This is a genomic window from Armatimonadota bacterium, from assembly GCA_037138755.1.
Lineage (GTDB): Bacteria > Armatimonadota > Fimbriimonadia > Fimbriimonadales > Fimbriimonadaceae > Fimbriimonas.
On record JBAXHT010000001.1, the window covers coordinates 1,862,081 to 1,886,520 of the forward strand.

The window sequence follows — 24,440 nt, forward strand, 5'->3', positions numbered from 1 at the left end:
TATCTCAAACTCGAATTCGCTCTGCCGGTCGATTTTGAGTCGAAACGGAGGAAACCGTCTCCGGCGCTCCGAGCTCAGCTCGGCTCGCTCGAACCGATGCCCCGATTCGGTCAACGTTTGATTCCAATCGCGTCAACAAATCGGCAGCGTACTGATCTGCTCCGCGTCGAATTTGCGCTGCAGTTCGCTCGGCTTCGTTTCGCAGACCCTCGGCCTGATCTTTGGCCAGTCGGAAAACTTCGCTTTCGGCTACCAGTCGCTCCTGCTGAATCTTCGCGCTTTCGATGATTTGCATCGACTGTTCGTTTGCGGTGTCGACAAGTCGTGTCGCCTCTCGCTTTGCATTTTCGATAATCTGGTCGGCTGTCTCCTGAGCAGACTTTTTGATCTCTTCGGACTGTCGCATGTTCTGGGCTGCCCCAACAATTTCGACCGGCAGAGACTGCTTAATCTTGTTGATTTGCAACTCAATCTCTTCCTGATCCAGCCCGTAGGTGAGTCGCCCGATGATCTTTCGGGGTTCTTCCAAGGTTAAGATTTGGAGTTCTTCGAGGAGCACAACAACGTCTTGCATAACGGTTTCCAGCCTCCTAATTGTGCCACTTTTTTATGAGATTGTTAAGCAGTCATACTGTTTTTGTGACCGATATTCGCGGCGATATTCTCAATCAGGCTCTACCGTACATCCAGCAATTCCAGAGCCACACATTCGTCGTAAAATTTGGTGGCTCGGCGATGCGTTCACCCGAAGCAACCGAGAGTGTCATCCGTAATGTGCTCTTGCTCTCTTTGGTAGGAATACGTATCGTTCTCGTCCACGGCGGCGGCCCAGAAATCGACACTTGGCTCAAGAAACTTGGGATCGAAAAGGTAACTCACGAGGGCCTGCGAGTCACTGACGACACTACAATGGAAGTTGTTGAAATGGCACTTGCTGGTCGAGCGAACAAGTCCTTGGTTGGGTTGATCCAGCGGTTGGGAGGCAAGGCAGTCGGACTCTCGGGAAGGGACGGCAATCTTCTTCAGGCCGAAGCGATTTCAGATCAGTTAGGAAGAGTTGGGAACGTAACGATGGTGAATGACGAGATCGTCTCCGTCGCGCTAGCTGCGGGCTTTATTCCCGTTGTCTGCTCCGTGGCCACCGATTCAAACCACCAGCCCCTCAACGTCAACGCAGACACCGCCGCCGCGGCTCTCGCCGCCGCTATCAGCGCCTCAAAGCTGATCCTGCTCTCGGATACCGCCGGAGTGCTTTCAGACCGCAATGATCCTGGGTCAACGATTTCCAGACTGACCGCCAAAGAAGCAAGGACGATGATCAATCAGAAGCGAGCCGACGGCGGCATGATCCCCAAGCTTGAAGCAGGAATCGAAGCCGTCGAGAAAGGCGTCGGAAGTGTCCACCTCATCGACGGCTCCAGCCCAAATTCCCTCTTGCTCGAGATCTTTACCGACGCTGGCGTCGGCACCATGATTGTTTAGCACCACTGAGATCGCAGACCGAAGATCCCAACGAAGCGGGGGGTCTCGCCTGACTCAGCAAGCGAAGCGAGCAGTGAAGCCCCCTCTCCTTTCTGGGAGGGAGAGGGGGTTGGGAGAGTGAGGGCGGTAATTGACTACCTCCTCCAAGCGCTACCCCAAGCCGCCACGCAGGACTTCCAGAGCCTTCTCAATCACCGGATCAGGACCGTCGCCTTGCCGGACCGCAGTGACCTCGACGTCCGGAACCACGGGTCCCTTTTCGAGCCGCTTCCCTTTGATCGTCACGTAGTCGCTGACCGGATACTGAACTGAGAAGCCCTCGCTGATGTTTCGGAACACCGACGCAAGCACTGCGCCAGCAGTTTTTGTTCCGATCACTTTCGCGCCGCGAAGCTCCTGCAATGCCGCAGCTGTAATCTCACTTGCGCTAGCTGAGCCTCGGTTGATCAGTACCGCCAATGTGCCCTTGAATGGCTCCACTTTCCCTTTGGTCGTCTTTGCCTTCACCGGTGCCCACTCTGCAATCTTTTCTGGCGTAGCCTCTTCGGTTGGCCGAGCGGTCGTGAAGTCCTTTGCTGTGGTGCGGCTAATAAACGTTCCGTAGGCCGTGTTATCAGGCATCAGACAGGAAAGTAAATGCCGGAGGTTGTTCACCGCACCTCCGCCGTTCGAACGCAAGTCCAGAATCAGGTACTTGGCTTTGCTGGCTTCCGTGACGAGTTCGTCAATATTGGCGCGTTCGTAGCCTCGGGTAAATGAGTTCACTCGTAGAACTGCCGCGTCTTCGCCAAACCAAGTCACGGTGTTCTTACGGACGGTTGAGTACTCCTTCAGTTCGATCTCAATCTCGCGCTTTTCGCCTTTCTCGTTTTCAATTTCGACCTTAAACTTAGTCCCTTTCTCACCGTTAAGAGCGTCGACAGAGGTCGGCTTTGTGCCGTTGACGGTGACAATGATGTCCTTCTCGTTGATGCCGGCCTCCTTGGCTGGCCCCTCAGGAAGAACCGCCCGAACGCGCAGCCCTTTGTCCTCAAGAATCATGTTCATTCCTGGCCCAACCGCCGTCGTTTGGGTGCGAGCTTTGGTGGAGCGCGGGTTCAGGAGCGCCATATGAGACAGCCCAAACTCTCGCAGAGTCTGATTCACTATCCGAGTAAAAGCAGAAACATCCTTCGCCTCGTCAATTGCTGTTTGCTTCGATTCTAAGAACGATTTCCATTTTGAAAAATCCACTCCAGGAACGAAGGCCCGTTCTGTAACGATTCCCTCAACATCGGCGAGAATCTTGGTCTTCTGCTCTGCCGACAGCTCCTGGGCCCAAGCCGAGACCGCCAGACACGAAACGACGAACGCTCCAATGAGACGTCGAATGATTGCCATGATGGAATCTTAACGCAAAACTAGTGCGTTTGTGCGCCGTCGCCGATCATCTCTTTTGCAATTGCAACATCGAATTGCTTGTGAATGAACAGTCGAAGGCGAGTCCGGTCGTTCTCGGGAGCGTTTTGCACGAAGCTGCGAGAAACCGATTCCTGGTATCGGAATTCATTAAATGCCTTTTTGCACTCAGCGATCGACTCTTCGGTCATGTCGGCAAACGCCTTCTTCGATGTCTCGTCCATTTCGGTGAAACGGGACTCAATTGACTTCATCTTGTACATCGGCATCGGCTTATTCACAATGCTCTCGGCGATAAGTTCTTCGACATTCGCCTGGATGCCGGCAAAAAAGGGTTGCCACATGGTCCCGCCACCGGTGATCGCGTACCCAACTTCGTGCCCCCTCAAAGCGATTTGCTTGCAGTGGTAACGAGCGGTTTCCAAAAACTTTCTCCGCTCCGTACTGACGCGTTTGAGTGCTCGATCATTTAGGTTCTTGAGTGCATCTCCGTAGGTCGTTTCCGCATCGCACATTCCGCGCGTATGTTCCCCGTACTTCTTGGTGTAGGCCGCAAACCACTTATCGCGTCCCATGGCCACAATCTGCTCAGGAGACTTACCCAAATAGGCCGAGCGATTCCATTGAATCGCGTAAAACCCCACCGCCATCGCTACGAGAGCCATCACATTAATTGACGCTGAAATCCTACTTGCGTTGCAATTTTTCGAGCAATTCCGTAGTTGCCTCATCGAGAAGCACATAGACCAGCTCGAAATCTTCCATCTCGCCGTGATAAGGATCGGGAACGTTTAGGGTCGGCGGGGCCTCGACCCACGACATCATCAGGCTGACTTTCTCGCGACGTGCGCCCGGCCAGGCATACAAGTCATCGAGGTTTTGCTCATCCATCGCAATGATGAAGTCAAACCGTTCAAAGTCACTCGATGTCACCTGCCTGGCCCTGCTGTACTCGTGGATTCCGTGTTTCGCTAAGGTCTCGATCGCCCGTCGGTCCGGATCGTGACCAACATGCCAATTCCCCGTGCCCGCTGATTCGATCTCGAATCCGTCGCCCGCCTTGTGGCGGAACAAAGCCTCTGCCATGGGCGAGCGACAGATATTCCCTAAACAAACAAAAAGCACATTTGGCATGAACTAGCCAGAAGGCATCGTGTTATAGAACTTCTCTTTCACGATCTTGCCGTCGGCAAACGTGTAAATCCCGATCTCCTCTAGAGGGAACCGATGACCGCTCGACTTCTGGGTCACGTCGTAGCTCATCAAGATCGCGACCTGATCAACTCCGTCCGGGAACGGGCCGGTCACCTTACCGCCATGAACCTCAAATTCGTTGCCGAACCACTCCGCCTTCTGGAGGCATGATGCGATTCCTGTCGTCGTCGATTCAGCACTTCCGCCTGCTTCGATCGAAACCACGTCTGGGTGGTAGAGGTTGTCAAAAGCACCGTGAGGGTTGCCCGATTCAATGTATCCCTTAAGTTCGTTGCCGAGTTGGATGAGGTCCATAACAAGCGAACTTTACCAGCCGAGTTCGAGCGAGTATGTGAAATCTTCGTAAAGATTTCTCGTAAATTGATGGCAGATGTTCACTGATCTTCCTCCAACTCCTCCGCAGTTCACGTTAAAGGTCGAGGGCGGCTCCGCGTTCGTCAACCGAAACGATCAGCGGATACCTGGTTCGACCGGTACCGAGTTTTCGATGACGGATATCACCGGCCGAGGCGGGTTCCAATTCTCCCGCGTCGAACTGGCATGGAGAAAAAATGATCTGGAGGAGTGGCGATTCCTTTACGCTCCCTTCCGAATCTCCGGTAGCGGAACGCTGAATGGCCCTGTCAACTTCCAGGATGCGACCTTCGCCTCCGGACTAGCATCTGGCATCTACCAATTCAACTCTTACCGAATCACTTACCGACGTCCATGGTTCTCATCCGAGCGCCGGAAATGGAAATTTGGCTACACACTGAAGGTCCGCGACGCCGAGGTAACTCTGCGACAAGGCGCCCTCTCGCGATCAGAACTTGACCCCCGGGGAATCGTTCCGCTCCTCCACGTTTCAGGATTCGAGGAGATGGGTAACGGCTGGAACGTGACCTTTGACTTCGACGGCCTTGCAGGCGGACCAGGTCGAGCATTTGACATCGGTGTACAGTTGAACAAACGAATCAACGATCGTCAAGACCTCTACTTCGGATTGCGAACTCTCGAAGGTGGAGCTGACGTTCCTAGGGTCTACTCGTTTGCGTGGGTTAACTACGCATCCATCGGCCTGACCACCAGATTCTGACTACCATGAATAAAATTGCCTTAATCACCGGTGCCAACAAAGGTATCGGCTTCGAAACCGCCCGCCAGCTTCTTGCGCTCAGCTACACCGTGCTTGTCGGGGCCCGTGATGCTGAGAAGGGAAGAGCTGCCGCCGCCACACTGGGGACTGGAGCGCACTTTGTGTACCTGGACATGACCAAGAGCACCTCATTCCAGGAGGTTGCGTCGCAAATCGAAGCTGAGTTTGGCAAATTGGACGTGCTCGTCAACAACGCTGGAATCGGACTCGACTGGGGCGTCCCCCCGTCCGAAGTTTCGGTTGAGCAACTGAGAGAAACTTACGAAACCAACGTATTCGGCGTCATCGCCCTGACTCAGGCAATGCTACCTTTGCTAAAGAAGAGCGCCTCCGGAAGAATCGTCAACCTGACTTCGAATATTGGTTCGCTAACCAATCAATCTACTTCTCGAGAGTTGAAGGACTACGTCGGAGCGGTGGCTTATTGCTCAAGTAAGTCTGCTCTCAATATGTTCACCGTCTTGCTTGCAAAAGAACTTCGGGAAACGAACATAAAAGTCAACTCTGCACACCCTGGCTGGGTGCAAACTGACATGGGAGGCGAACAAGCTCCGATGAAGATCGAGGACGGAGCGAAGACGAGTGTCTTCCTTGCAACGCTGCCAGAAGATGGTCCAAGCGGAAAGTTCTTCCACATGGAAAAAGAGCTTCCTTGGTGATCAAGATCGCTTGAACTTAGCCATCACCGCCGGAAGCATCTCGCATGCTTTCGGCTTCGAGAGTAGCATATCCTTGTTCGGGTTGTAGCGGTACCACAAGGCTTCCACAACCACCCCTTCGAACTTCTTCAGTACGTCGATACAGTACTCTTGCTGGTCGTCAGCAATCGCCTGAAGCACAGAGTTCAGGAAGCCGAGATTACCGGTGTTCACCTTTCGATCCAGGAACACCGCCCTCGCCGCTTCGCTCTCAATAATCTCGTCAAGCGTGCCTGAAACCGTTTCTCCGGTGGGCTTCTTAATCGACCACTTTTCCTTAGCAGGCCAGTACATGCGCTTAGCGGTTTTCACCTGCGCCACTCGGTAGGGCTTAAACTGCCCCGCCCGCTGGAATACTGCAGCCAGCCGCTTATCCTTGATTACAAGTTCGTTTGCTGCCGCCCCAACCCGCTCCGAACGAGTATTCGTATCGAGAGCTACGATTAAGCCTGCCGAAGTGACATCGATTCCAAATCTGCGAAAATCTTTTCCAAACTCAATTGGGTTGTCCGTCTTGAACTGCAACAAACTTTGTCCAAGAGAGTGTCCACCTTCTGCCAGCGCCGCAAACTGGATGAAACCAACCGAGATGAACCCAGTATCATACGTGTTCAGAGAATCGAATCCACCTTCCAGCAGAGAAACTGCTTTAAAGATTCGCGCCCCCGATTCGTCAACTCCAGCCGAATCCAGAATCTCGTTGAGCTCCGTAATGGGCAAGGTGCCGAGCTTGGTCCCGAAAGATCGCACTCCATCCGTGAACCGATAGTAGGCAAACCGAGGACGCATGTCCAGGTTGTCTTCGTAAACATACTGCTGACCATCGATGTTCACTACAAACTTGTTTGGAGTCACCAGACTAGCAAATGGAGGCGGGTTACCCGCCAGCGAAATCAGATCTGCCGGAGCCGGGCCCGGATCCTTAACTAGGGTAGCCAAGGGCTGCGCCTTCCAACGATCGTACGCCACCCGTGCATCGATCCACGTTTCCCAAACCGCTTCTTGGGGGTTGGCTGCCACCGGAACGAGGCTGGGATTAGACTTCGCTTTGCCGCGCAACCGATTGTATTCCCAGAGCCACTTTGAGCCTTCGACCGTTAGCCGAACACTTGGTTTGCCAGTTGAGGAGGTAACCAGCCGATTGGTCGGAGCCCAGTACTTGATGATTTGATCTTTTTCAAGCTCAGTCCACATCTGAGCCATCGAAGTTGAACTCAGTAGCATCAACAAATAAGGTAGCGACTTTCTCATACCATCATTTTTGCTCGTTCAAGGTTGGCGACATAGTCTTCAAGTTTCGCTCTAACCGCTTTCTCGTCAAACTCAATCTTTCCTTGAGCGCCCTCCGGAGCCTCGAACAGCACATCCTGCAACAACAACTCCATCATCGTCTGCAACCGCCGAGCCCCAATGTTATCCGTGGTCGCATTCACCTGAGCCGCAAGCCGTGCGATCTCTTTGATGCCAGAAGCAGTAAACGAAACTTCAACACCGTCAACCTTCAGCAGCTTTTGATACTGCCCAACCAAAGCATTACGAGGCTCGGTTAAAATACGATTGAAATCAACGTCGGACAAAGCCTCCAGCTCAACCCGAATTGGTAGTCGTCCCTGCAACTCAGGAATCAGGTCGCTGGGCTTCGACATATGAAACGCCCCCGCTGCCACAAACAAAATGTGCTCGGTCGAAACCGGCCCAAACTTCGTCTGAACGGTTGAACCCTCAATGATCGGCAACAAATCGCGCTGAACACCCTCACGTGAAACGTCCGGCCCAGATCCGCCGCCCTTCCCAGCGACCTTGTCAATTTCGTCGATGAAGATAATCCCCGTCTGCTCGGCCCGCTGAACCGCCTCTCGGTGAACGGAATGGCGATCCACCAGCTTCCCAGCCTCTTCCTCCTTCAGTAAGGCCATAGACTCCGCAACCGTCGCTTTGCGCATCACTCGCTTGTTCCCAAATGGATTGGTGAGCTGATTCATATCAAACCCCATCTCCTCCATTCCCCCCGGAGTGAACACCTGCAAGAATGGGTTTGAAGGCTCCTCAACATCAAACTCAATGAACGCCTGATCGTGCTCTCCGCGAATAATCTCCTGCCGCAAGATCGCCTTCCGCCGCTCTACTTCCGCCGACTGCCGATCCCAATCAAACTCTTCCGCATCCGGATAAACCACATCTGAATTCAACTCAGAATCCAACAGATCGACCACCCTATCCAAAGCAAATGTCGAAGCCTCCGCCTCAACCGCCGCCTGCTTTTCAACTTCAACCAGCCTCACCGCAGTAGCGACGAGGTCCCGAATCATCGACTCTACATCGCGCCCAACGTAGCCCACTTCCGTGAACTTCGTTGCCTCCACCTTTACAAATGGCGCCCGTGCCATCTGCGCCAACCGTCGCGCGATCTCGGTCTTACCAACCCCCGTCGGACCGATCATCAGGATGTTCTTCGGCATTACGTCCGCCCGCTCCGCCTCAGGCAACTGCTGACGCCGATACCGGTTCCGCAAAGCCACCGCAATCGCCTTCTTCGCGGCGTTTTGGCCGATGATGTACTTATCAAGCTCCGCCACAATCTGGCGCGGAGTAAGGTCTTCGACCGGAGGAGTATTCACTAGCTTGATTCTGACATACAACCGCGGGTGCCCGAGGCCAATCCCTTTCGGAGAAAGGTTTCCGAGACCCTCCTAACGTCGCGCCCCGAAAACCTCCCTCCGAACTGCGCCCACCCGAAAGGCATACCTCCAAACAGGGTGGCCCGAGCCAAATCATGCAGGATCAACACTCGCAGTTGGATCCACAATAACTCCGACCCTCGGCGAACTCGGAATCGGACCTGATCGGCGGAACCACCTCTCGACGCCAACAAATTCTGTCGTATGATTAAGAGAACCGGATGGCGACATTGGCTGGGGATGCGACGTTGAACACCTACACCTACGATTCAGACGGCTTCAAGAAGGTCGAGAACTTGGGCGGGTCGCTTTCGACCATCATCTGGGATGGAACGGACTATCTGCAGGTTCGGGGCACAAGCACCATCAAGACGTTCCACACCGTGGAGTCTCAGATGATGAGCTACATCGAAAGTACGCTCCGCTACGACTTCCTCACCGACCAGTTGGGTTCGATTACCGCCATCATGGACGGCAACCAGACCAGGATCTTCGACACCCGCTACTCGGCGTACGGCCGTAACCTCTGGGCAACCGGAACCGGCTGTGGCTTTGGCTGGGTAGGAAGCTACGGCTACAAAGAGACCGGACTCGTCCACATGAGCCACTATGTGAGGGCAAGGCACTACTCGTATGTGACGGGAGCCTGGAGCACAGTCGATCCGCTGTGGCCGGATGAGAGTGCGCGTGGGTATGTGAGGGGTAGGGCGACCAGTAACGTTGATCCGAGCGGTCTAGCTAGCTGCAATGATGACCCCTGTGGAGATGCGACTTCGTTTTGCAATCGCATGTGGAGGTACGGGAATGACAAAAATGGGAAACCTCGACAGGGAGCCGTGCTATGTTGCGATGGTAAGAAAATTACATGCATCTTCGACTTTAATCTTCCGACTGGGACGTCAGATCGGATCAAATCATGTATCCGGAAGCATGAAGAAACTCACCACAGCCAGTGCAGTTGTCCAAAGCAAGGGGCTAAGGAATGCTTACCTCCTGATAAAACGAGCCTTGAAGAGTATATTCGGAATGAATGCAACGGATACGCCGTCGAGATTGACTGCTATGCTAACTCGCGAAAAGAGTGTGACAAGCTTCAAGGATGGCAAAAGGTGTTCTGCCTCGCCGAGATAGAACACTGGATAAAGGATTCATGTAAGTTTCAAACCCTACTGGGATGCAGGAAGCACAAGGAGTGTAAGTGATTATTCCGACTTTAATTCTTGGCGCGGCTGGATGTGGATTAGCTTTTCAAAGGGAGCCATCCAAGGTGGAGTTACAGAGAGTCATTCTAAGTCTTCCTGTGGCTCAAGATTTCATCATTCAGAGATCCCTAAATCATCAGGGCCGAGCTTATTGGATGGTTACTGCACGCACTCATGGACAGATCGCTACGTGCAATCACTGTGATCCTGAAAAGTTCAAGAGACGGAAGCGGATGCCGGTACAAGTAGCTAATGCACTTTGGTCGATGATTAAACAGAATGGCGACCCTGACTCATTCTGCATTGGCTACAAAGTGAGCAAAGCTCAAGCGGCTCTAAGTGTTGTAGCGCTTCCGTTGCAATTTGGAGCAGGTCTGTTCGGAAACCTTGACCTCAAAACAGGAAGATTGGAATACGTAAAGAATATTAGATGACAAATACCTACACCTACGATTCAGACGGCTTCAAGAATGTCGAGAACGTAGGCGGAAGTCTCTCCACCATCATCTGGGATGGAACGGACTATCTGCAGGTTCGGGGGCAAAGCACTATCAAGACGTTCCACACCGTGGAGTCTCAGATGATGAGCTACATCGAAAGCACGCTTCGCTACGACTTCCTCACCGACAACCTCGGCTCCATCACCGCCATCATGGACGGGAGCCAGATACGGGTGTGGGATACAAGGTACTCGGCATATGGACGCAACCTGTGGTCCACCGGAACAAACTGTGGCTTCGGATGGGTTGGTTCGTATGGCTACCGAGAGACCGGTCTGTTCCACATGAGCCACTATGTCAGAGCAAGGCACTATTCGTATCTGACGGGAGGCTGGTCAACTGTTGACCCGCTGTGGCCGGATGAGAGTGCGTATGGGTATGTGGGGGGAAGGGTCGGAAAACATATTGACCCTAGCGGACTCTCTGAATGTGGCAACCCAGATGAGTGCGATCCGGCCGACTTCTGTGCCAGAAACTGGACCTACGATATGAACGCAGGCGGGGGACCTAGGTTCGCAACAGTTTTGTGTTGCAAAGGCAAAAAGATTACGTGTGTCTGGCCGAAACCGAGTTGGTGGAATCCCAAAGATCGGCGTCGCCCACCTCTCCCGAATGCAGACGTAGTCGAGTGTCTTAAGAAACATGAAGATCGGCACCATCAGGACTGCAAATGCAAGGGAGGCCTTGAATGTGTAGTTCCGTCGGAAAAATATCTTCCAAGTGAATGTGCTGCACATGCGATAGACATTCCGTGCTTTCAATCGAAACTTGACGCGTGCCTCAAACGTGCCTTTGGATCTATTGAGATCGCTGCATGTGTAGGATATTATGGTTGGTGGATTCGTAACTCGTGTAAAAACATGCGTCTCTACAATTGCCCTAACATCCCGAAGGAGTGTAATAAGCGATGATCTGCTCGAGTTTGGCAGCGGTGCTCCTTCGTGCGACATATGGCCAGCTGCCTCCGAATAGTTCCAATACCCCGAACGGTATTGGAGCCGCGACCGCTCCAAAAACAGATAGCAAATATCTGATTGACTCAGTTGCATACCTATGTGCGAGGAACCCAGCAATATCTGTTCGTCTTTTCCAAGTCGTACAACTTACCGATGATTCAGCAGGAATGTTACTGCTAGCCGAAGAAGAGAAAGTCTTAACGTGTAACATAGATCGAATTCTAGATTCTGGGAATGCACTCCGCCACAGATCAACCAAGCTCAGAAATCACAAAGAAGCGATTGCGCTCGCGAAGGCTATGAAGGAATTTGGTATCACGATGCCGATGCGACTTGCTCGTATTCCTGATAGCAAATTTTGGCGATATCACGTAAGATTTTACTATGGAACACGAGTTACAGACGCAGTTTGGGCTGTACGGAAATCTGACTTAAAGCTCTATCGCAGTATGAGCCTCTGGTAATAGGCGTGAATCAGAACGCATTTGAACTCGATTTACGTCTATACATTCAGACGTATGCCTACGGCTACGACGCCGTGGACAACAAGACGTTCGACAGCTTTGTTGAGCCCACGACGTTCGCCTACGATTTGGCAGGTCAGCTCGTGACAAGCGTTCAGGGAGGGTATGTGACAACGTACACCTACGACGCCAACGGCAACCAGACGAACCAAGCTCTGCCTTGGCAGAAGACGACGATGACGTACGATAAAGAGAACCGGATGGCGGTATTCGCCGAGGATGCGACGTTGAACACCTACACCTACGATTCAGACGGCTTCAAGAAAGTCGAGAACGTGGGCGGATCGCTTTCGACAATCATCTGGGATGGTACGGACTATCTGCAGGTTCGGGGCACAAGCACCATCAAGACGTTCCACACCGTGGAGTCTCAGATGATGAGCTATATCGAAAGCACGCTTCGCTACGACTTCCTGACCGACCAGCTGGGCTCCATCACAGCCATCATGGACGGCAGCAAGATCAGGACCTTCGACACCCGCTACTCGGCGTATTCCGAACGAATCGCGAAAAACGACGAATGAAAAGCCCAAAAGCAGGTTGACAAACCCCTCGTTTCGTCGCCTATTAAGTGATGATCAAATTTCGATGCCGCGAGTGGAACATCCCGAAGTAGCCCGCATGTCTCACCCGCCCGACTGGGATCGCGGGCGTCTCGCCTGCTTCCGCCGATGTTCAAGTCGAAGATCCCGATGAAGTCGGGGCAAGGCAATGAACGAGGCTCCAACTCCCCACTCAAAAGCTTGTCCCCACTTGTCCCCACCAAAATCAAAAATTGAGAAACCATTTGAACCTAATGTCCCCACCAAAACGCGTCGCAGTTCTCTCCCCGCTCAAGCCCCAAGACCCAAGACCTCCTACCCACCCCTACCCAGGTGAAATCGAAAAGCGAACAACATTTGAACCTGACTACCCCACAAAGCGCGTCGCAGTTCTCAGCAAAAACCACTCACCACTCACCGCTCACTGTAAACTCCGTCCATGTCCGACAACGCCGCTGGCCACAAAGCGCTCCGATCCACAGGACTCATCCTCGTCGGAATCGCCGCCGGAATCGTCGTCGGACTCCTGGTTGGTAAACAAGCCGCCCCCCTCGGCAACATCGGAAAATTCTACATCACGCTCATCAAAGCCGTCGCCGCGCCGCTGCTCTTCTTCGCGATCCTCGATGCCATCATCACCAGCGACGTCAAAATCCTCCAGGCCAAGCGCTTCCTCGGAGTCATCGCCGTCAATACCGTCCTCGCCACCATCATCGGAATGGGACTGGCGAACCTGATTCAGCCCGGAAGGCACCTGACCCTCAACAAGGAGGGACTCAGCGACGGCGGGCTGCTGCAGCAAGCCGAAGGGAAGAAGGCCGACCTGATCGGATTCATCGACAACCTCATACCGGACACGATTGTCGAACCCTTCACCCAGGGAAACGTTCTTGGAGTCGTCTTCCTCGCCGTCCTCGTCGGCTGCGCGCTCAAGTCGTTTCAGAAAGAAAACGACCCCTGGGTGGCAAGCTGGAACCAATTCATCCACGGCGGACTCCGTATTTCCGAGCGGGTCATCACCTGGCTAGTAACGCTCACTCCGTTCGCCATGTTTGGCGTCATCGCCAAGAGTGTCGGAGACAGCGGATTCCAGAATTTCAAGGGCCTCAGCTTCTACCTTGGAACCGGCCTTCTAGGGCTCGGAATTCAAACCTTCGTCGTTTACAACCTGTGGCTGATACTTAAGAAGCAAAATTTGCGAGAGTTCTGGAAAGAGGCGATGACGCCGTGCCTGAATGCCTTTGGCATCAACTCGTCGCTCGCGACGCTGCCGCTCACCCTCAAGGCTTTGGATAATCTGAAGGTTAGCAAAGCCAGCAGCCGAATGGCCGCCTGCATCGGCACAAACCTGAATAACGACGGAATCCTGTTGTATGAAGCGATGGCGGTGATCATCGTCACCCAATCCCTTGGGCTCGACTATGGCTTCGCGCAACAGCTCAGCATCGCCGTCCTCTGCGTGCTCACTTCAATGGGAATCGCCGGAGTCCCCGAAGCCGGCTTCATCTCCCTAGCCGTGATCCTAGGAACCCTTGGCCTCTCCAACGAGATCCTAGTCGTCCTGTTAAGCGTTGACTGGATCCTAGCCCGGGCCCGCTCAGTAACGAACGTTGTCGCCGATATGACGACCTCAATCGTTATCGACGGACCCGTAGTTCATCGACAACCCGGATAACAATATCCGCTGCTTGGCGTGCGTCCTCCAAGGTGTTACCTCGACCAAACGAGAATCGAATCCCCTCGTTGCACTCCCACGACTTGAGTCCACAAGCCTTCAACACATGACTCGGCTCCGCCGCTCCGGAAGAACAAGCCGACCCACCCGAAGCACAAATTCCCTCACGGTCAAGCCGAATCAGCAGAGTTCCAGCATCCACAGTAGGGAAGCGAAAATGTGCGTGCGAGCCCAACAGCTTCTCCCGAGCCGAAACCGTGGGAACTCCGCCCGCGTCCACCAGCGCGTCCCAGAAATGATCGCGCATGGATCGTACATCGCAGTAATCCAGTGTGCAAGCCGTGCCAAAACCGACTGCACCAATCAGGTTCTCGGTCCCACCGCGAACCTCGCGTTCTTGCCCACCGCCAGAAATCAGCGGTTTCATCTTCGTCCCCGGACGAACGTATAGCCCGCCGATACCCTTCGGACCATTGATCTTGTGCGAGCTCACGCTCACCAAGTCGGCCCCAAGAGCCACCGGATCAATCGCGCCCTTGCGGAAGCCTTGGACATTGTCGCAGAAGAAAATCGCCCCTGCCGCGTGGGCAATAGAAACCGCTTCGCCAATTGGCTGAATGAACCCAGTCTCGTTGTTAACGCTCATCATCCCGACCATGAGAGTGTTGTCATCAACCAGCTCTCGAAGCCGATCAAGGTCGAAACAAGACTCGCGCGTCACCGGACAGTCGACAATTTCGTAGCCAAGCTTGGATAGCAACAACGCTGGACCGTGGACGCAGTGATGCTCCACCGCACTGAGAACAATCTTGCGACGAGAAGTTTCGTTAGCCAGAGCGGCGCCGACCAAAGCCAAGTTGGCAGCTTCAGTTCCACCGCTCGTGAAAATGAACTCGGGGAAAGTGCATCCAAGCGTGGCGGTAATTCGCTCTCGAGCGATATCGATCAAGTCCTTTGCCTTACGACCGGCAGTGTGTAGCGAAGACGGATTTCCGAAGAAATCCATCGCATCCGACATTGCCGCTCGGGCTTCGTCACAAATCGGCGTCGTTGCCGCGTGATCAAGGTAAATCATAAGAGTTTCCGAAATGTATTGTGACCCAGATAGGTCGCCACAAACCGCAGGTAATTCTTGAACCGTCCCGGCATCAAGTGCATCGAAGCCTTGTAGGCCTCGCGAGAAGATCGAGCATCGCCGTTGAGCATCCGGACGGTGCCAAGTGCCGCCCAGCAGTGCGCCTTTGCCGCTGTAATCCGTTCTTCTGTAAATCGAGATGAGAGATCATCCAAGCGAGGCAACATCCACTCGCGCAGCATCTGGTCGTCTCGCCAGATCTTTTCGAGCTTGTGCGAAGCGTTCGCTCCGTGGACGCGGTACTGCGTAAGATTCTCGTCAACACAACCGACCTTTACTTGTTCTGCAAGTCGGAACCACAGCTCCCAGTCGCCCGAACCGAAATAGTTCTCATTGTACGGCCCAATTTGGTCGATCAAGGATCGTCGAAACACTGCCGCAGAGGCGATGATTTTGTTCTCGTAAACCAGATCAATCAGGATGTCACCCGTCTCGAATCGCGGGAACGCAAATCCGAGCGGTTTGCCTTCAAACACATCCCCTTTGCCATCGATAAACTCACCTTCGGTGTGAACCAAGCCAACTTCCGGGTGGGCATCCAGGAGCTCGACTTGCCGCTGCAACTTCTCGGGCTTCCAAACATCGTCGTCGTTGAGAACGGCTACGAATTCTCCAGTGGCGAGTTCCAAACCTCGGTTCAAAGTCCCGTAGGTACCGAGGTTTTTCTCATTGAAAACACATCGAAGATCCGGTTGGGCGGCGAGCCATTCTCGCGACCCATCGGTCGATCCATCGTCTAGAGCGATGATCTCGAAATCCCGAAAAGTTTGTGCCCTAACCGAATCCGCCGCTGCGGGAAGATATTTTAGGTGTTGATAGCAAGTGAGCAGGATTGAAACGCGCGGCAATCTGACTATCAGTTTAGACGTTTACGAGGTCTTTCCGTGTAAGAGCTTCCTCCCTTTGGTCAACTCCGTGCTCTGACAATGCTTTGAGGTTGGTGAGATAGAATGTCCATCCTTGAAAGCAGATGCAATACATTTTTTCGCAAGCGGTCTAAATCGGCGATGTCGTGGATTTTGTTTAGGACCAGTTGAGTTCCGTCGCGAACCTTTTCCCACTGAACCGTCACCTGGATTCCTTCACTAAACGAGAATTCTATGATATTGGTTTCCGCGACGATCACGGCTCCGGCTTCACCTGACCGATCGAACTTCTCCCTCCAGTTGGAGACTCCTGAGCCGCACGGCTCGTCGGCATCCCGAGCCTCACGAGAAAGGTCCACGTAGTTGGCTCGGGCTAGAAACCACTTCTCGATGGTTCCTGATCCTAACCAAGCATCCGCAACTTTGTTTTCACCAGCTTCAATGAAAACCGAGAGATCAAATGTCTCGAACGTCGGAAACTATACTTGCCTCATTTCGAAAACTATGCTGGCGTTGGTCTACTAATTTGCGGTAACTGTCGCTATATTCGGGCGTTCTTGATCACTTCAACTTTAAACTCTTCGGTGCTAGCCTTGCCGCCAAGATCAATTGTTAGGCACTGTCCTGCATCGCAAACACGAAGTACGGAGTTCTGAATCCGATCAGCTTTCTCATTTTCACCCAAGTGCCGAAGCATCATGAGTGCTGAAAACAGCAGAGCTGAAGGGTTCGCTATGCCCTTTCCAGCGATATCCGGAGCTGAGCCGTGAACTGCTTCAAATACAGCGCAATTCTTCCCAATGTTTGCGGAGGGCGCTAAACCGAGGCCTCCCACAAGACCTGCGCAGAGGTCGCTGACGATATCGCCGTACAGGTTTTCGGTTACGAAAACGTCGAACTCATCAGGGCGAGTTACAAGCTGCATGCAGCAGTTGTCAACAATGATGTCGTCGGACTTGAGTTCGGGGTAACGAGCCGCGGCCTTGTAGAACTCCTCCAGGAACATCCCATCCGTGAGCTTCATGATGTTAGCTTTGTGGACGGCGGTGACTCGCTTTCGTCCTTGCTTCTTGGCCATGTCAAAGGCGTAGTCAACAAGCCGTTGACACCCTGGACGGGTGATCACTTTGATGGCTTGCGCAACATCCGGATGAGCCTGATATTCGATGCCAGCGTACAGATCCTCGGTGTTCTCTCGAACGATGATCAAGTCGATTTTGAGGTCACTAAAGTGTCCTTCGAGTCCAGGCATTGTTTTCGCCGGGCGAACGTTTGCGAAGAGGTCAAGCGCTTGGCGAAGAATGACGTTGGCGGACTTGTGCCCTTTGCCGACCGGTGTAGTAGTTGGCCCCTTGAGCGCAACTCCGAGTTCCTTGATCCGGTTAACCGTTTGCTCTGGCATTGCATCCATGCCTTTCTCAACGGCGCCGAGACCCCCTTCCAGGAAGACCCAGTCGGCTTCAAATCCAACGGATTCGAGAATGGCGATGGTCGCATCGGTGATCTCAGGTCCAATTCCGTCGCCAGGAATCACGCCGATCTGTCGTTTGCTCATTAGGAGTAATGTTGGCTGATTTGGCCGGAAAATTACTCGGGCGGTTTGCATTTGCGGTCGTCTTGATTCCGTGCTGTTGTATTTATCAGGCCCAAAGAACTGCGAAAACCTGCCACGATCCTCCAGGTTCCCGAAACAACTACCTGATTACATTAACATTGGTTGCAGAAAACCTCTCAAACCGCTACACTTATGGCTGTTTCTTGGTGTGCTATGCGCTTGGTTGATATTTCACTTGATGGAGATAGAGTTCCGCTAAAACTCGAGGTAGCTTCGGGACTTGAGCTGACCGTTGTAATCCCGACTCTCAACGAGGAAAAGAACATTCCGATCATTTTCGAGAAGGTCTCGAACGCTTTGAAAGGGGTGAACTGGGAGATGGTCATTGTGGATGACAATTCAAGCGACCGTTCACCTGAAGTGATGCGCGAAATGTCTCAGAAGCATCATAACTTCCGGTTCATTAGGCGAATCGGTAGAAGTGGACTTTCAACGGCTTGTACCGAAGGGATGTTGAGCTCGGCTGCGCCGGTTATCGCCGTCATGGATGCCGACGGGCAACACGATGAAACCAAACTTCAGACAATGCTTGGTCTGATCCAATCAGATTCTGCCGACGTGGTGGTTGGGAGCCGGTTTAAGGAAGGCGCAGAACTGGAAGCATTTTCCAACTTTAGGACCAAGCTCAGTCTTTACAGCAATACGCTTGCTCAGAAGCTCTTCAACTTGCCGCTGAAAGATTCGATGGGCAACTTCTTCATGCTCCGCCAAAACGTCCTGGAGGAGGCCGCCCCACACCTGTGTGGGCGTGGGCAAAAACTGCTGTTTGATATTTTGCTTGTAGGTCCGAAGGATGTACGGGTTGCAGAAGTTCCCATTGTCTTCGGTGTCCGTGAGCACGGGGACAGCAAGCTCAGTCCGCTGGCCGCTATCGACTTCGGTCTGCAGATGTGGGATCGGAAGTTTGGTCGACTGTTCCCGACCAAAGCCGTGATCGACATCTGTAGCATTCTTGGGTTCACCATGATTTCCACCCTGATTCAGTGGGCAATCATGAAGATCAGCTACGCGGCGACTGGGACGTTCCCAAACGCGGCCCTGGTGCTCCCCTTTGCCACGCTCCCATCGATTTCCCTCGCTTTTCGAATCCAGCGGGCGTTGACCCCTAAGAGAAAGCGGGCCACAGGCGCAAATTTGGTGAGAGAGTTTTTGGCATTTTCAGCAATCTGTCTGCCCTTTATTCTTCTCACGATGTGGATCACTAGTGGACTTATTCAACCGGGTGACCCCCGGCTTCGGATGTTGTTTGGTGCCTCATTAACCTCCAGCGTGGGAGTCCTCATTGCTTCAAACTGGCGTAAAGAGGCAACTCTTCGCAGGTAGTCGCAATCGACCAGGGGGAATGCATTGTCTGGGATTGCTGGCTTGGATGAGCGTTTTGAAGAAATCGCCGCTACAATGGTAGTAACTGGTACAAGTGTTGCGCGTATAACCAGTTGAAAGCCATGAAAAGCCTTCGCTACTTCTCAACAATTAGTCTTCTCGCCCTGGCAACGGTGCTGGCGACCGCTCAAGACGGCGGTCTCGGTCGAGGACGAGGTGGCGGCGGCGGAAACGGGGGCGGTCAATCGAGCCCTCCATCCCGACCCTCGTCTCCTCCACCTTCGAGCAGCCCTCCTGCACGTTCCAACCCACCTCAGAGTTCACCACCTCCTTCACGCGGCGGAGACAGTAATTCTGGTTTGGGACGACCTAGCCAAGACTCTGGTCTTGGGAGAGGAGGCTCGAGCGGTGGAAGCTCTCAATCTGGCGGACCATCGAGAGATCGGGGCGGCTCATCCGGCGGCGGTAGTACCCAAAGCGGCGGACCATCTCGTGATCGCGGAGGTTCTTCCGGTGGAAGCACTCAATCAGGCGGTCCCAGCAGAGATCGTGGTGGCTCGACTTCAGGAGGTCCAACTCGAAGTGGCGGAAGCGATAGCGGTTTGGGCCGACCTTCCACCGATGGCGGCTTGAGCCGTAACCGTGGTGGTGGAGCCTCCCAAGGCCTACCTGATCGTGGCCGAACAAACTACAACACGAATAGCAACATTCGCGTTGATCGGGCTCCAACGATCAACCCTATCAGCGCTCCTCCTGGCATCGTGCGAACCGACGAACTTGCCCTCAAGGCTCGACGCCAAGATGGCGTGTTCCGAGGCAACAACAACAACGGGTTCTTCTTCGATAACGGTTGGAGAACGGGTTACTGCCATTATAACAATGGCTGGAATGACAACTTCTTCTTCTTCCCGAACTACTGCTTCAACCCTTGGCAGGTCGGAATAGGAGTCAACGTTGTTGTCTCGCCGTGGTACCTGTATCCGTTCCTTCCGGGTTACCTCAACTGCAACACGGTTGTCGTGACCACCTATCGTAGCCCTTGGCTTTGGAACACCGGCGTGGCGTACGTTTACGATGACCGAGGTTGGGACAACCGCTGGGATTGGAACAATAACAGTCGCCGAAACATCGACGTCGACAACTCGCTTGAAGATCTTCGAGACGGGTTCGAGCGCTACGATCGACGGTCACTCGGTCGGCTCGTGCCTCGCAACGGTCAGGTTGCAATCATGCGAGACGGTCGATACGACTACTCAATGAACTCAGATGACTTCTACGATCTGATCAACGACCTCGCAAGCAATGCTGAAACGAACTCTTACCGCGTGGATCAAGTCCGCACCTATCGAGATTCCGCGAGAGTTGTGATGATCCACGATTACAACGATCCTTGGGGTCGTCGTCAGCAGGTCTACCACTCGATGCTCTTGCAGCGAGAGGGACGTGGACAGATGGTCATTCGAGAGTTCGAGACCAACGACCGTCGAGCTTGGTGAGGATAAGCCTTCTGGCTTCAGCCGTCAGCCGTCAGCTTCCACCTGTGGAAGCTGGCGGCTTCTTTTTATGGCTTTATCGTCATCTGATATCGAACGCAGATATCAAACTCGCTTAAAAGAATCTGCAATCATCCAGCCACAGATCCCGCCGAGGTAGGCGATGTTTCCGCCCCAGAGCAAAGTTTGCATCGGGAGGAAACGGGTCGCGGAGCCCGCGCAGGCGAGGGAGAGGACGACCACGACCAGCGCGATCCCCGCTACGAAGCGAAGGTGAGAGTAGTTGAAGGATCGCTGCGCCACGCTGATACCCGCGTACAGAGCCACTGCGGCCCAGAAGTTGACGATGGCTACCGTGGTGAGCGCAAGGATCGGCGAGGATACTCGGCCTAGAGAGTTAGTTGAGGAAACGGAAAAGCGATCTAAGAAGTTGCCGGAGCACATGACGGCTCCAACAGAAACTCCGGCAAGAAAAAGCATGACAACCAGGCCGAGCGTCCAGGTGCTGATCAGTCCGATTCCAGGGGCGATCGCCGGTTCGCTGGCGATCCAGATGTATAGCGCTGTTGATACGAGGAGTAGTGCGCCAACCATTGCGCTGAGGATCGCTCGATCTTCCTTGATTGCCACTCGGCCCGTCTTGGGCTCGGCGCGGCCAGTTTTCACAAGCTCTTCGTGGCGTTGCTGGTAGATCGGATTTCGGGGATCCATCTGCGCGGCGTAGGCGTACATCTTGGCTGCCTCATCAAGATTGCCTTTTGCGCGGGCGAGGTCGCCTAGCACGGCGTAGGGAATTGGTTGGCGGTTATCTCGGGTTAAGATCGCCCTGGCCAGCTTTTCGCTCTCGACGAAGTTGCCTCTTGTAAAGATCAGGGTAAGGCGAGTGACGTCGGCGGCCACTGTGGTGACTTTTGAACCTGCCGTACCAGCCTTCTGAGGTTGTGGCTGAGTCTGGGTTTGGGTCCTTGGAGCACTCGCTGACGGTGCGGAGGGCCGTTGGGCCTGGACACTGCGTCGTTTTTCGCCCGCGACCACCGTGTCGTAGTGACGCCTCCGTTCGGGGTCTCCTAAAACTTCGTAGGCGGTGGTCGCCCGGTGAAAGATGTCGGCTGACTCTCTAGACGCACTTTTGTCTGGGTGGTGGGCAAGAACGAGCTTTCGATACGCCGACTTGATCTCGTTCGGCGTAGCGTTGCGGGCAACTCCCAGGACTCGGTAATGGTCTTGCTGCATCGCGTTTCGAGCCAGGGGCTACTTCATAATATCGGTAAAGCCCTTGCCGTAGTTCTGGTAGAAATTAACAATAATCGAGCCAATATATGCGGAAACGAGCAGGAGCACCAAGACTCCGGTAAAGTAGCCGAGCTGGACCGACTTGGTTTTCGCCTCGTCGTGGTAGTAGTCGGCCATTTTGTTCAGCATATGGTCGAGGTTTCCGGTTCTTTCGCCTGTGCTCAGCATGTCGATAACGATTGGCGAGAGGGCTCCCGTTGCCTTCAACGTTTCGGTAACACCAGCACCGCTCTCCAAGATTTTTCCTGCCGGATAAATCCGCGCTCGCATGTATTCATTGCCGCATGAGTCGGCAGATAGAGGAATGACACGCTGAAGCGGGACTCCAGCTCGGTACAAAGCTCCAAAGGCGCGACCGAATTTAGCCATCGCCATCTGCCGAACGGTGCCGCCCACAAACGGGATGTAGGACATGATCATGTCCCAGAAATACTTCACCCGGTAGTTCGCAAGGCCAACCCGGAAGAACAAGAAAAGCCCGACCAGCAGGGGGGCTAGCCAGAACCAGGTTGAAGCTGTCGTGAGAGGCGACGAGAGTTTTCCGGCTTGCGCGTTGATTGAGCCAATGATTGCGTTGGCACCAAGAATGATGACAATTGATGCGCAGACGAGCAGTTTTGGATAGATGGTGACCCGGCGATAAAGGTTTCTGAGTTCGATCTCGTCATCGGTGTACTTGGCAACGGTCTCCAAGGCTTCGTCAAGAAACCCGCCTTCTTCTCCAGTTCGGATGATGCTGAGCATCACCGGGCTGAACGCCTCGGGGTAGCGCTGCATGCCCGCTGTCATGGGTCGGCCCGCTTCGACGTGACCGCGAATCTCTCGCAGGATTGCTCCGAACCGAGGGTCTCTCGCTTGCTTGGAAAGCGTATCAAGGCTCTGAACCATCGGGACGCCTGCCTTGAGCATTGTGGCAAGAGAAGTGTAGAAAAATGAGAGGTTCGTAAGTGAGATCTTTCCGACGAGTGGGCCGACCACGCTGGTCGCGATGTAATGCCTTTGTCCGGTCGGCGGTCCGCCAACTCCTTCGTGGCCAGAATATCCGCCCATCTCGGCGTTCGGGGCGTAGTCTACGCTCAGTTCGTTGTAGGTCGCGCCTCGAGCGTCGGCATGAACTCCAGGAATGGATTCGTTCACAACGGGTCGTTCAGCCGGAGCAAGCCGGGCCGCCAGGGGGTCTCCTGCAGCGGCGGCGACTCCAATGGAGTGAACTTGCAGCCCTTGTAACACCAGTTTCTGCATCGCAGAATCGAGGCTGGCATCATGCAAGAGGCCCTGGGTGATCGACCCATCGGCTTGCACTGCCTGGTATTGATACGTGGGCATACCCCTATTCTATCGGTTGATTTCCCGAAAACGTCTCCCTAGAAACGGTTTATGGAACGTCGCTCGCGTGGTTGATCATATCCACCATGTTGGTCGCATACATTGTGTAGAGTCCGATGACCACTCCTCCGACAACAATGCCCAGCCCCAGGGCAAGACCGATGTAGTTCGCGATTTGGGCAACTCGGGTTCTTGATCCATATTGGATTCGCTCCATTTCCACGATTTGCTCCATGGACTTATCGGGCGTACCAACTTGCTCGCCAACATGGATCATGTCGATCTGTTGCCGTTCAAGGAGGCCGAGCCGAGGGAGAATGCTGGTCAAAGGTTCGTTTTCGCGGATGTTTCCCAAGGCTTTGAGCGCCTTTGCTCTCAAGTGCAGGTTTGGGATTGTTCCGAGCGCGTTGAAGATCGCAGCGGCGGGTGAGACTCCGGCTTTGAGCAATGAACTAAGCGCCCACGAGACTCGTTCAACGGCTTCCGACCTAGCACGGGGTAGGGAAAAGGGCACCCACGTTCCAAGTCGGTGACGGAACTGACGAAACCTGGGGGTCATCAACAAAAGATAGAGGCAAACGTATACTCCAGAGACGATGAATCCGCCGATGAAAAGCCCCCAGTGATCGTGGAGTTTTTCTATGAGCACTCGGCGTCCAAAGTCGGAGGGAGACTCGTTTCCGAGTGGTTTGACTGTTTCATTGAAGTGCGCTCGGGTTGCTTCCTTCGAAGCCAGGCCAAGTGCCCAGCCGCTCATGCTGGCAACGATCAGGCCGGGAACGATGAATAAGCCATAAGCGAACTGGAAGTAGGCGAACGCCCAAGCCCGCTTCGCCGTTTCGGCGATGGCGAGCATTGCGTCGGGCAGAGTTCCGGCGATCTCTCCGACTCGGATTGTACTTGCGACGTTTGGCGCGAAGTAGCGCGACCGCAATTCCATGGAGTCGGCGAGCATCGATCCGTTTGTCGCCTCGGCTGCCATCTCTCGAAACATTCCGCTAGCATTTCCGACGGAACCTCCCGCGAGCGTGTTCAGTACCGACGCTTGGCCCACTCCGGCTCGAGTCAGATCTGCCCAGCGAGTGAAAAGCAAAAAGTAGCGACCCATCGCCGTGCAGGCTGGATCACTCACTGGCTGGGCTGGAGCTGGGTTCGGAGTTGGAGTTCGTCGGACGGGAGTGGTATGTGCGACTCTTTGGCTGGGAAGCGGAGACGCTGGCCCGACCTGACGTCCGTTCAGGGTGACCAAGGTCAGATTTTGCTTCGCCAGGAGGCCCTCAAGCTCTTTGGCCGATGCCGCTTGCAGAGTTCCCGAGACGACCCGACCGGTCGGATCTTGGGCTTCGAAGCGCATGAAAGGCATCGTATTTATGATACGGGATGG

General features: G+C 54.0%; 25 protein-coding genes. 11 read left to right on the forward strand and 14 right to left on the reverse strand.

The features are described from left to right. Nucleotides 1-4: 4 nt before the first annotated feature. Complete coding sequence (locus tag WCK51_08815; GenBank protein MEI7576981.1) at nucleotides 5-574, reverse strand: hypothetical protein; 570 nt, start codon at nucleotides 572-574, stop codon at nucleotides 5-7. Nucleotides 575-609: 35 nt separating this feature from the next. On the opposite strand from WCK51_08815, the gene argB reads away from it, so the two are divergent. Beyond that, on the forward strand, nucleotides 610-1,482 hold the full coding sequence (argB, locus tag WCK51_08820) for an acetylglutamate kinase (protein ID MEI7576982.1): 873 nt from the start codon (nucleotides 610-612) through the stop codon (nucleotides 1,480-1,482). Between the two features lie 150 nt (nucleotides 1,483-1,632). On the opposite strand, the gene WCK51_08825 is transcribed toward argB, so the two are convergent. The 4 genes from WCK51_08825 to WCK51_08840 are packed head-to-tail and all read right to left on the reverse strand — an operon-like array spanning nucleotide 1,633 to nucleotide 4,389. Continuing rightward, on the reverse strand, nucleotides 1,633-2,862 hold the full coding sequence (locus tag WCK51_08825; GenBank protein MEI7576983.1) for a S41 family peptidase: 1,230 nt from the start codon (nucleotides 2,860-2,862) through the stop codon (nucleotides 1,633-1,635). A gap of 20 nt (nucleotides 2,863-2,882) precedes the next feature. Continuing rightward, a complete protein-coding gene (locus WCK51_08830) occupies nucleotides 2,883-3,545 on the reverse strand; it encodes a hypothetical protein (GenBank protein MEI7576984.1) in 663 nt (220 codons plus the stop codon). Nucleotides 3,546-3,567: 22 nt separating this feature from the next. Then, complete coding sequence (locus WCK51_08835; protein MEI7576985.1) at nucleotides 3,568-4,014, reverse strand: low molecular weight protein-tyrosine-phosphatase; 447 nt, start codon at nucleotides 4,012-4,014, stop codon at nucleotides 3,568-3,570. Between the two features lie 3 nt (nucleotides 4,015-4,017). After that, complete coding sequence (locus WCK51_08840) at nucleotides 4,018-4,389, reverse strand: nuclear transport factor 2 family protein (GenBank protein ID MEI7576986.1); 372 nt, start codon at nucleotides 4,387-4,389, stop codon at nucleotides 4,018-4,020. Between the two features lie 76 nt (nucleotides 4,390-4,465). Between WCK51_08840 and WCK51_08845 the strand changes: the two genes are divergently transcribed. Both WCK51_08845 and WCK51_08850 read left to right on the forward strand, forming a co-directional pair. Next, entirely contained in the window at nucleotides 4,466-5,170 is a 705-nt protein-coding gene (locus WCK51_08845) for a hypothetical protein (protein MEI7576987.1), read from the forward strand. After that, entirely contained in the window at nucleotides 5,167-5,889 is a 723-nt protein-coding gene (locus WCK51_08850; protein ID MEI7576988.1) for an SDR family oxidoreductase, read from the forward strand. The genes WCK51_08845 and WCK51_08850 overlap by 4 nt, the downstream gene beginning before the upstream one ends. Here the strand turns inward: WCK51_08850 and WCK51_08855 are convergent, their stop codons facing one another. Beyond that, nucleotides 5,890-7,179, reverse strand: a complete 1,290-nt coding sequence (locus tag WCK51_08855; protein MEI7576989.1) for a hypothetical protein — start codon at nucleotides 7,177-7,179, stop codon at nucleotides 5,890-5,892. Next, nucleotides 7,176-8,546 (reverse strand): ATP-dependent protease ATPase subunit HslU, encoded by a 1,371-nt coding sequence (hslU, locus tag WCK51_08860; protein ID MEI7576990.1) that lies wholly within the window; start codon nucleotides 8,544-8,546, stop codon nucleotides 7,176-7,178. Before hslU ends, WCK51_08855 begins: the two co-directional genes overlap by 4 nt. 281 nt (nucleotides 8,547-8,827) lie before the next feature. Here hslU and WCK51_08865 point away from each other — a divergent pair, with 281 nt between their 5' ends. The 5 genes from WCK51_08865 to WCK51_08885 all read left to right on the forward strand — a co-directional run bounded on the left by WCK51_08865 (nucleotide 8,828) and on the right by WCK51_08885 (nucleotide 14,005). Further along, entirely contained in the window at nucleotides 8,828-9,808 is a 981-nt protein-coding gene (locus WCK51_08865) for an RHS repeat-associated core domain-containing protein (protein ID MEI7576991.1), read from the forward strand. A gap of 266 nt (nucleotides 9,809-10,074) precedes the next feature. Then, entirely contained in the window at nucleotides 10,075-10,242 is a 168-nt protein-coding gene (locus WCK51_08870) for a hypothetical protein (protein ID MEI7576992.1), read from the forward strand. Then, complete coding sequence (locus WCK51_08875; protein ID MEI7576993.1) at nucleotides 10,239-11,219, forward strand: RHS repeat-associated core domain-containing protein; 981 nt, start codon at nucleotides 10,239-10,241, stop codon at nucleotides 11,217-11,219. Before WCK51_08870 ends, WCK51_08875 begins: the two co-directional genes overlap by 4 nt. A 514-nt stretch (nucleotides 11,220-11,733) precedes the next feature. After that, on the forward strand, nucleotides 11,734-12,312 hold the full coding sequence (locus tag WCK51_08880; GenBank protein ID MEI7576994.1) for a hypothetical protein: 579 nt from the start codon (nucleotides 11,734-11,736) through the stop codon (nucleotides 12,310-12,312). Between the two features lie 457 nt (nucleotides 12,313-12,769). Continuing rightward, on the forward strand, nucleotides 12,770-14,005 hold the full coding sequence (locus tag WCK51_08885) for a dicarboxylate/amino acid:cation symporter (GenBank protein ID MEI7576995.1): 1,236 nt from the start codon (nucleotides 12,770-12,772) through the stop codon (nucleotides 14,003-14,005). Here WCK51_08885 and WCK51_08890 read toward each other — a convergent pair. The 4 genes from WCK51_08890 to WCK51_08905 form a co-directional block, all read right to left on the reverse strand. Then, a complete protein-coding gene (locus tag WCK51_08890; protein MEI7576996.1) occupies nucleotides 13,968-15,080 on the reverse strand; it encodes a cysteine desulfurase family protein in 1,113 nt (370 codons plus the stop codon). The two genes, WCK51_08885 and WCK51_08890, sit on opposite strands and share 38 nt — an antisense overlap. Beyond that, nucleotides 15,077-15,988: a glycosyltransferase gene (locus WCK51_08895; protein MEI7576997.1), complete on the reverse strand. Its 912-nt coding sequence runs from the start codon at nucleotides 15,986-15,988 to the stop codon at nucleotides 15,077-15,079. Before WCK51_08895 ends, WCK51_08890 begins: the two co-directional genes overlap by 4 nt. Nucleotides 15,989-16,047: 59 nt before the next feature. Further along, a complete protein-coding gene (locus tag WCK51_08900; GenBank protein MEI7576998.1) occupies nucleotides 16,048-16,365 on the reverse strand; it encodes a hypothetical protein in 318 nt (105 codons plus the stop codon). A 182-nt stretch (nucleotides 16,366-16,547) separates the two neighbouring features. Continuing rightward, complete coding sequence (locus WCK51_08905) at nucleotides 16,548-17,561, reverse strand: isocitrate/isopropylmalate dehydrogenase family protein (protein ID MEI7576999.1); 1,014 nt, start codon at nucleotides 17,559-17,561, stop codon at nucleotides 16,548-16,550. A gap of 192 nt (nucleotides 17,562-17,753) precedes the next feature. Between WCK51_08905 and WCK51_08910 the strand changes: the two genes are divergently transcribed. The 3 genes from WCK51_08910 to WCK51_08920 all read left to right on the forward strand — a co-directional run bounded on the left by WCK51_08910 (nucleotide 17,754) and on the right by WCK51_08920 (nucleotide 20,440). Continuing rightward, nucleotides 17,754-18,944: a polyprenol monophosphomannose synthase gene (locus tag WCK51_08910; GenBank protein ID MEI7577000.1), complete on the forward strand. Its 1,191-nt coding sequence runs from the start codon at nucleotides 17,754-17,756 to the stop codon at nucleotides 18,942-18,944. Nucleotides 18,945-19,160: 216 nt separating this feature from the next. Beyond that, nucleotides 19,161-19,577: a hypothetical protein gene (locus WCK51_08915; GenBank protein MEI7577001.1), complete on the forward strand. Its 417-nt coding sequence runs from the start codon at nucleotides 19,161-19,163 to the stop codon at nucleotides 19,575-19,577. Beyond that, nucleotides 19,547-20,440, forward strand: a complete 894-nt coding sequence (locus WCK51_08920) for a hypothetical protein (protein MEI7577002.1) — start codon at nucleotides 19,547-19,549, stop codon at nucleotides 20,438-20,440. Before WCK51_08915 ends, WCK51_08920 begins: the two co-directional genes overlap by 31 nt. A gap of 102 nt (nucleotides 20,441-20,542) precedes the next feature. Here WCK51_08920 and WCK51_08925 read toward each other — a convergent pair whose 3' ends face one another. The 3 genes from WCK51_08925 to WCK51_08935 are packed head-to-tail and all read right to left on the reverse strand — an operon-like array spanning nucleotide 20,543 to nucleotide 24,419. Further along, on the reverse strand, nucleotides 20,543-21,670 hold the full coding sequence (locus WCK51_08925; protein ID MEI7577003.1) for a DnaJ domain-containing protein: 1,128 nt from the start codon (nucleotides 21,668-21,670) through the stop codon (nucleotides 20,543-20,545). 18 nt (nucleotides 21,671-21,688) lie between these two features. After that, nucleotides 21,689-23,056 (reverse strand): type II secretion system F family protein, encoded by a 1,368-nt coding sequence (locus WCK51_08930; GenBank protein MEI7577004.1) that lies wholly within the window; start codon nucleotides 23,054-23,056, stop codon nucleotides 21,689-21,691. A gap of 49 nt (nucleotides 23,057-23,105) precedes the next feature. Continuing rightward, nucleotides 23,106-24,419 carry a type II secretion system F family protein gene (locus tag WCK51_08935; protein ID MEI7577005.1) on the reverse strand — a complete coding sequence of 438 codons (1,314 nt, stop codon included), beginning with the start codon at nucleotides 24,417-24,419 and terminating at the stop codon, nucleotides 23,106-23,108. Between the last annotated feature and the right edge of the window lie 21 nt (nucleotides 24,420-24,440).

Excerpts from the sequence above, each read along its gene's own strand:
- WCK51_08885 (MEI7576995.1), top strand. The coding sequence starts at position 12,770 with ATGTCCGACAACGCCGCTGGCCACAAAGCGCTCCGATCCACAGGACTC.
- WCK51_08910 (MEI7577000.1), top strand. The coding sequence starts at position 17,754 with ATGGCTGTTTCTTGGTGTGCTATGCGCTTGGTTGATATTTCACTTGAT.
- WCK51_08865 (MEI7576991.1), top strand. The coding sequence starts at position 8,828 with ATGGCGACATTGGCTGGGGATGCGACGTTGAACACCTACACCTACGAT.
- WCK51_08815 (MEI7576981.1), bottom strand. The coding sequence starts at position 574 with ATGCAAGACGTTGTTGTGCTCCTCGAAGAACTCCAAATCTTAACCTTG.
- WCK51_08830 (MEI7576984.1), bottom strand. The coding sequence starts at position 3,545 with ATGGCTCTCGTAGCGATGGCGGTGGGGTTTTACGCGATTCAATGGAAT.
- WCK51_08845 (MEI7576987.1), top strand. The coding sequence starts at position 4,466 with ATGTTCACTGATCTTCCTCCAACTCCTCCGCAGTTCACGTTAAAGGTC.
- WCK51_08825 (MEI7576983.1), bottom strand. The coding sequence starts at position 2,862 with ATGGCAATCATTCGACGTCTCATTGGAGCGTTCGTCGTTTCGTGTCTG.
- WCK51_08875 (MEI7576993.1), top strand. The coding sequence starts at position 10,239 with ATGACAAATACCTACACCTACGATTCAGACGGCTTCAAGAATGTCGAG.
- WCK51_08925 (MEI7577003.1), bottom strand. The coding sequence starts at position 21,670 with ATGCAGCAAGACCATTACCGAGTCCTGGGAGTTGCCCGCAACGCTACG.
- WCK51_08905 (MEI7576999.1), bottom strand. The coding sequence starts at position 17,561 with ATGAGCAAACGACAGATCGGCGTGATTCCTGGCGACGGAATTGGACCT.
- WCK51_08870 (MEI7576992.1), top strand. The coding sequence starts at position 10,075 with ATGATTAAACAGAATGGCGACCCTGACTCATTCTGCATTGGCTACAAA.
- WCK51_08935 (MEI7577005.1), bottom strand. The coding sequence starts at position 24,419 with ATGCCTTTCATGCGCTTCGAAGCCCAAGATCCGACCGGTCGGGTCGTC.
- WCK51_08855 (MEI7576989.1), bottom strand. The coding sequence starts at position 7,179 with ATGAGAAAGTCGCTACCTTATTTGTTGATGCTACTGAGTTCAACTTCG.
- WCK51_08930 (MEI7577004.1), bottom strand. The coding sequence starts at position 23,056 with ATGCCCACGTATCAATACCAGGCAGTGCAAGCCGATGGGTCGATCACC.
- argB (MEI7576982.1), top strand. The coding sequence starts at position 610 with ATGAGATTGTTAAGCAGTCATACTGTTTTTGTGACCGATATTCGCGGC.
- WCK51_08840 (MEI7576986.1), bottom strand. The coding sequence starts at position 4,389 with ATGGACCTCATCCAACTCGGCAACGAACTTAAGGGATACATTGAATCG.
- WCK51_08835 (MEI7576985.1), bottom strand. The coding sequence starts at position 4,014 with ATGCCAAATGTGCTTTTTGTTTGTTTAGGGAATATCTGTCGCTCGCCC.
- WCK51_08890 (MEI7576996.1), bottom strand. The coding sequence starts at position 15,080 with ATGATTTACCTTGATCACGCGGCAACGACGCCGATTTGTGACGAAGCC.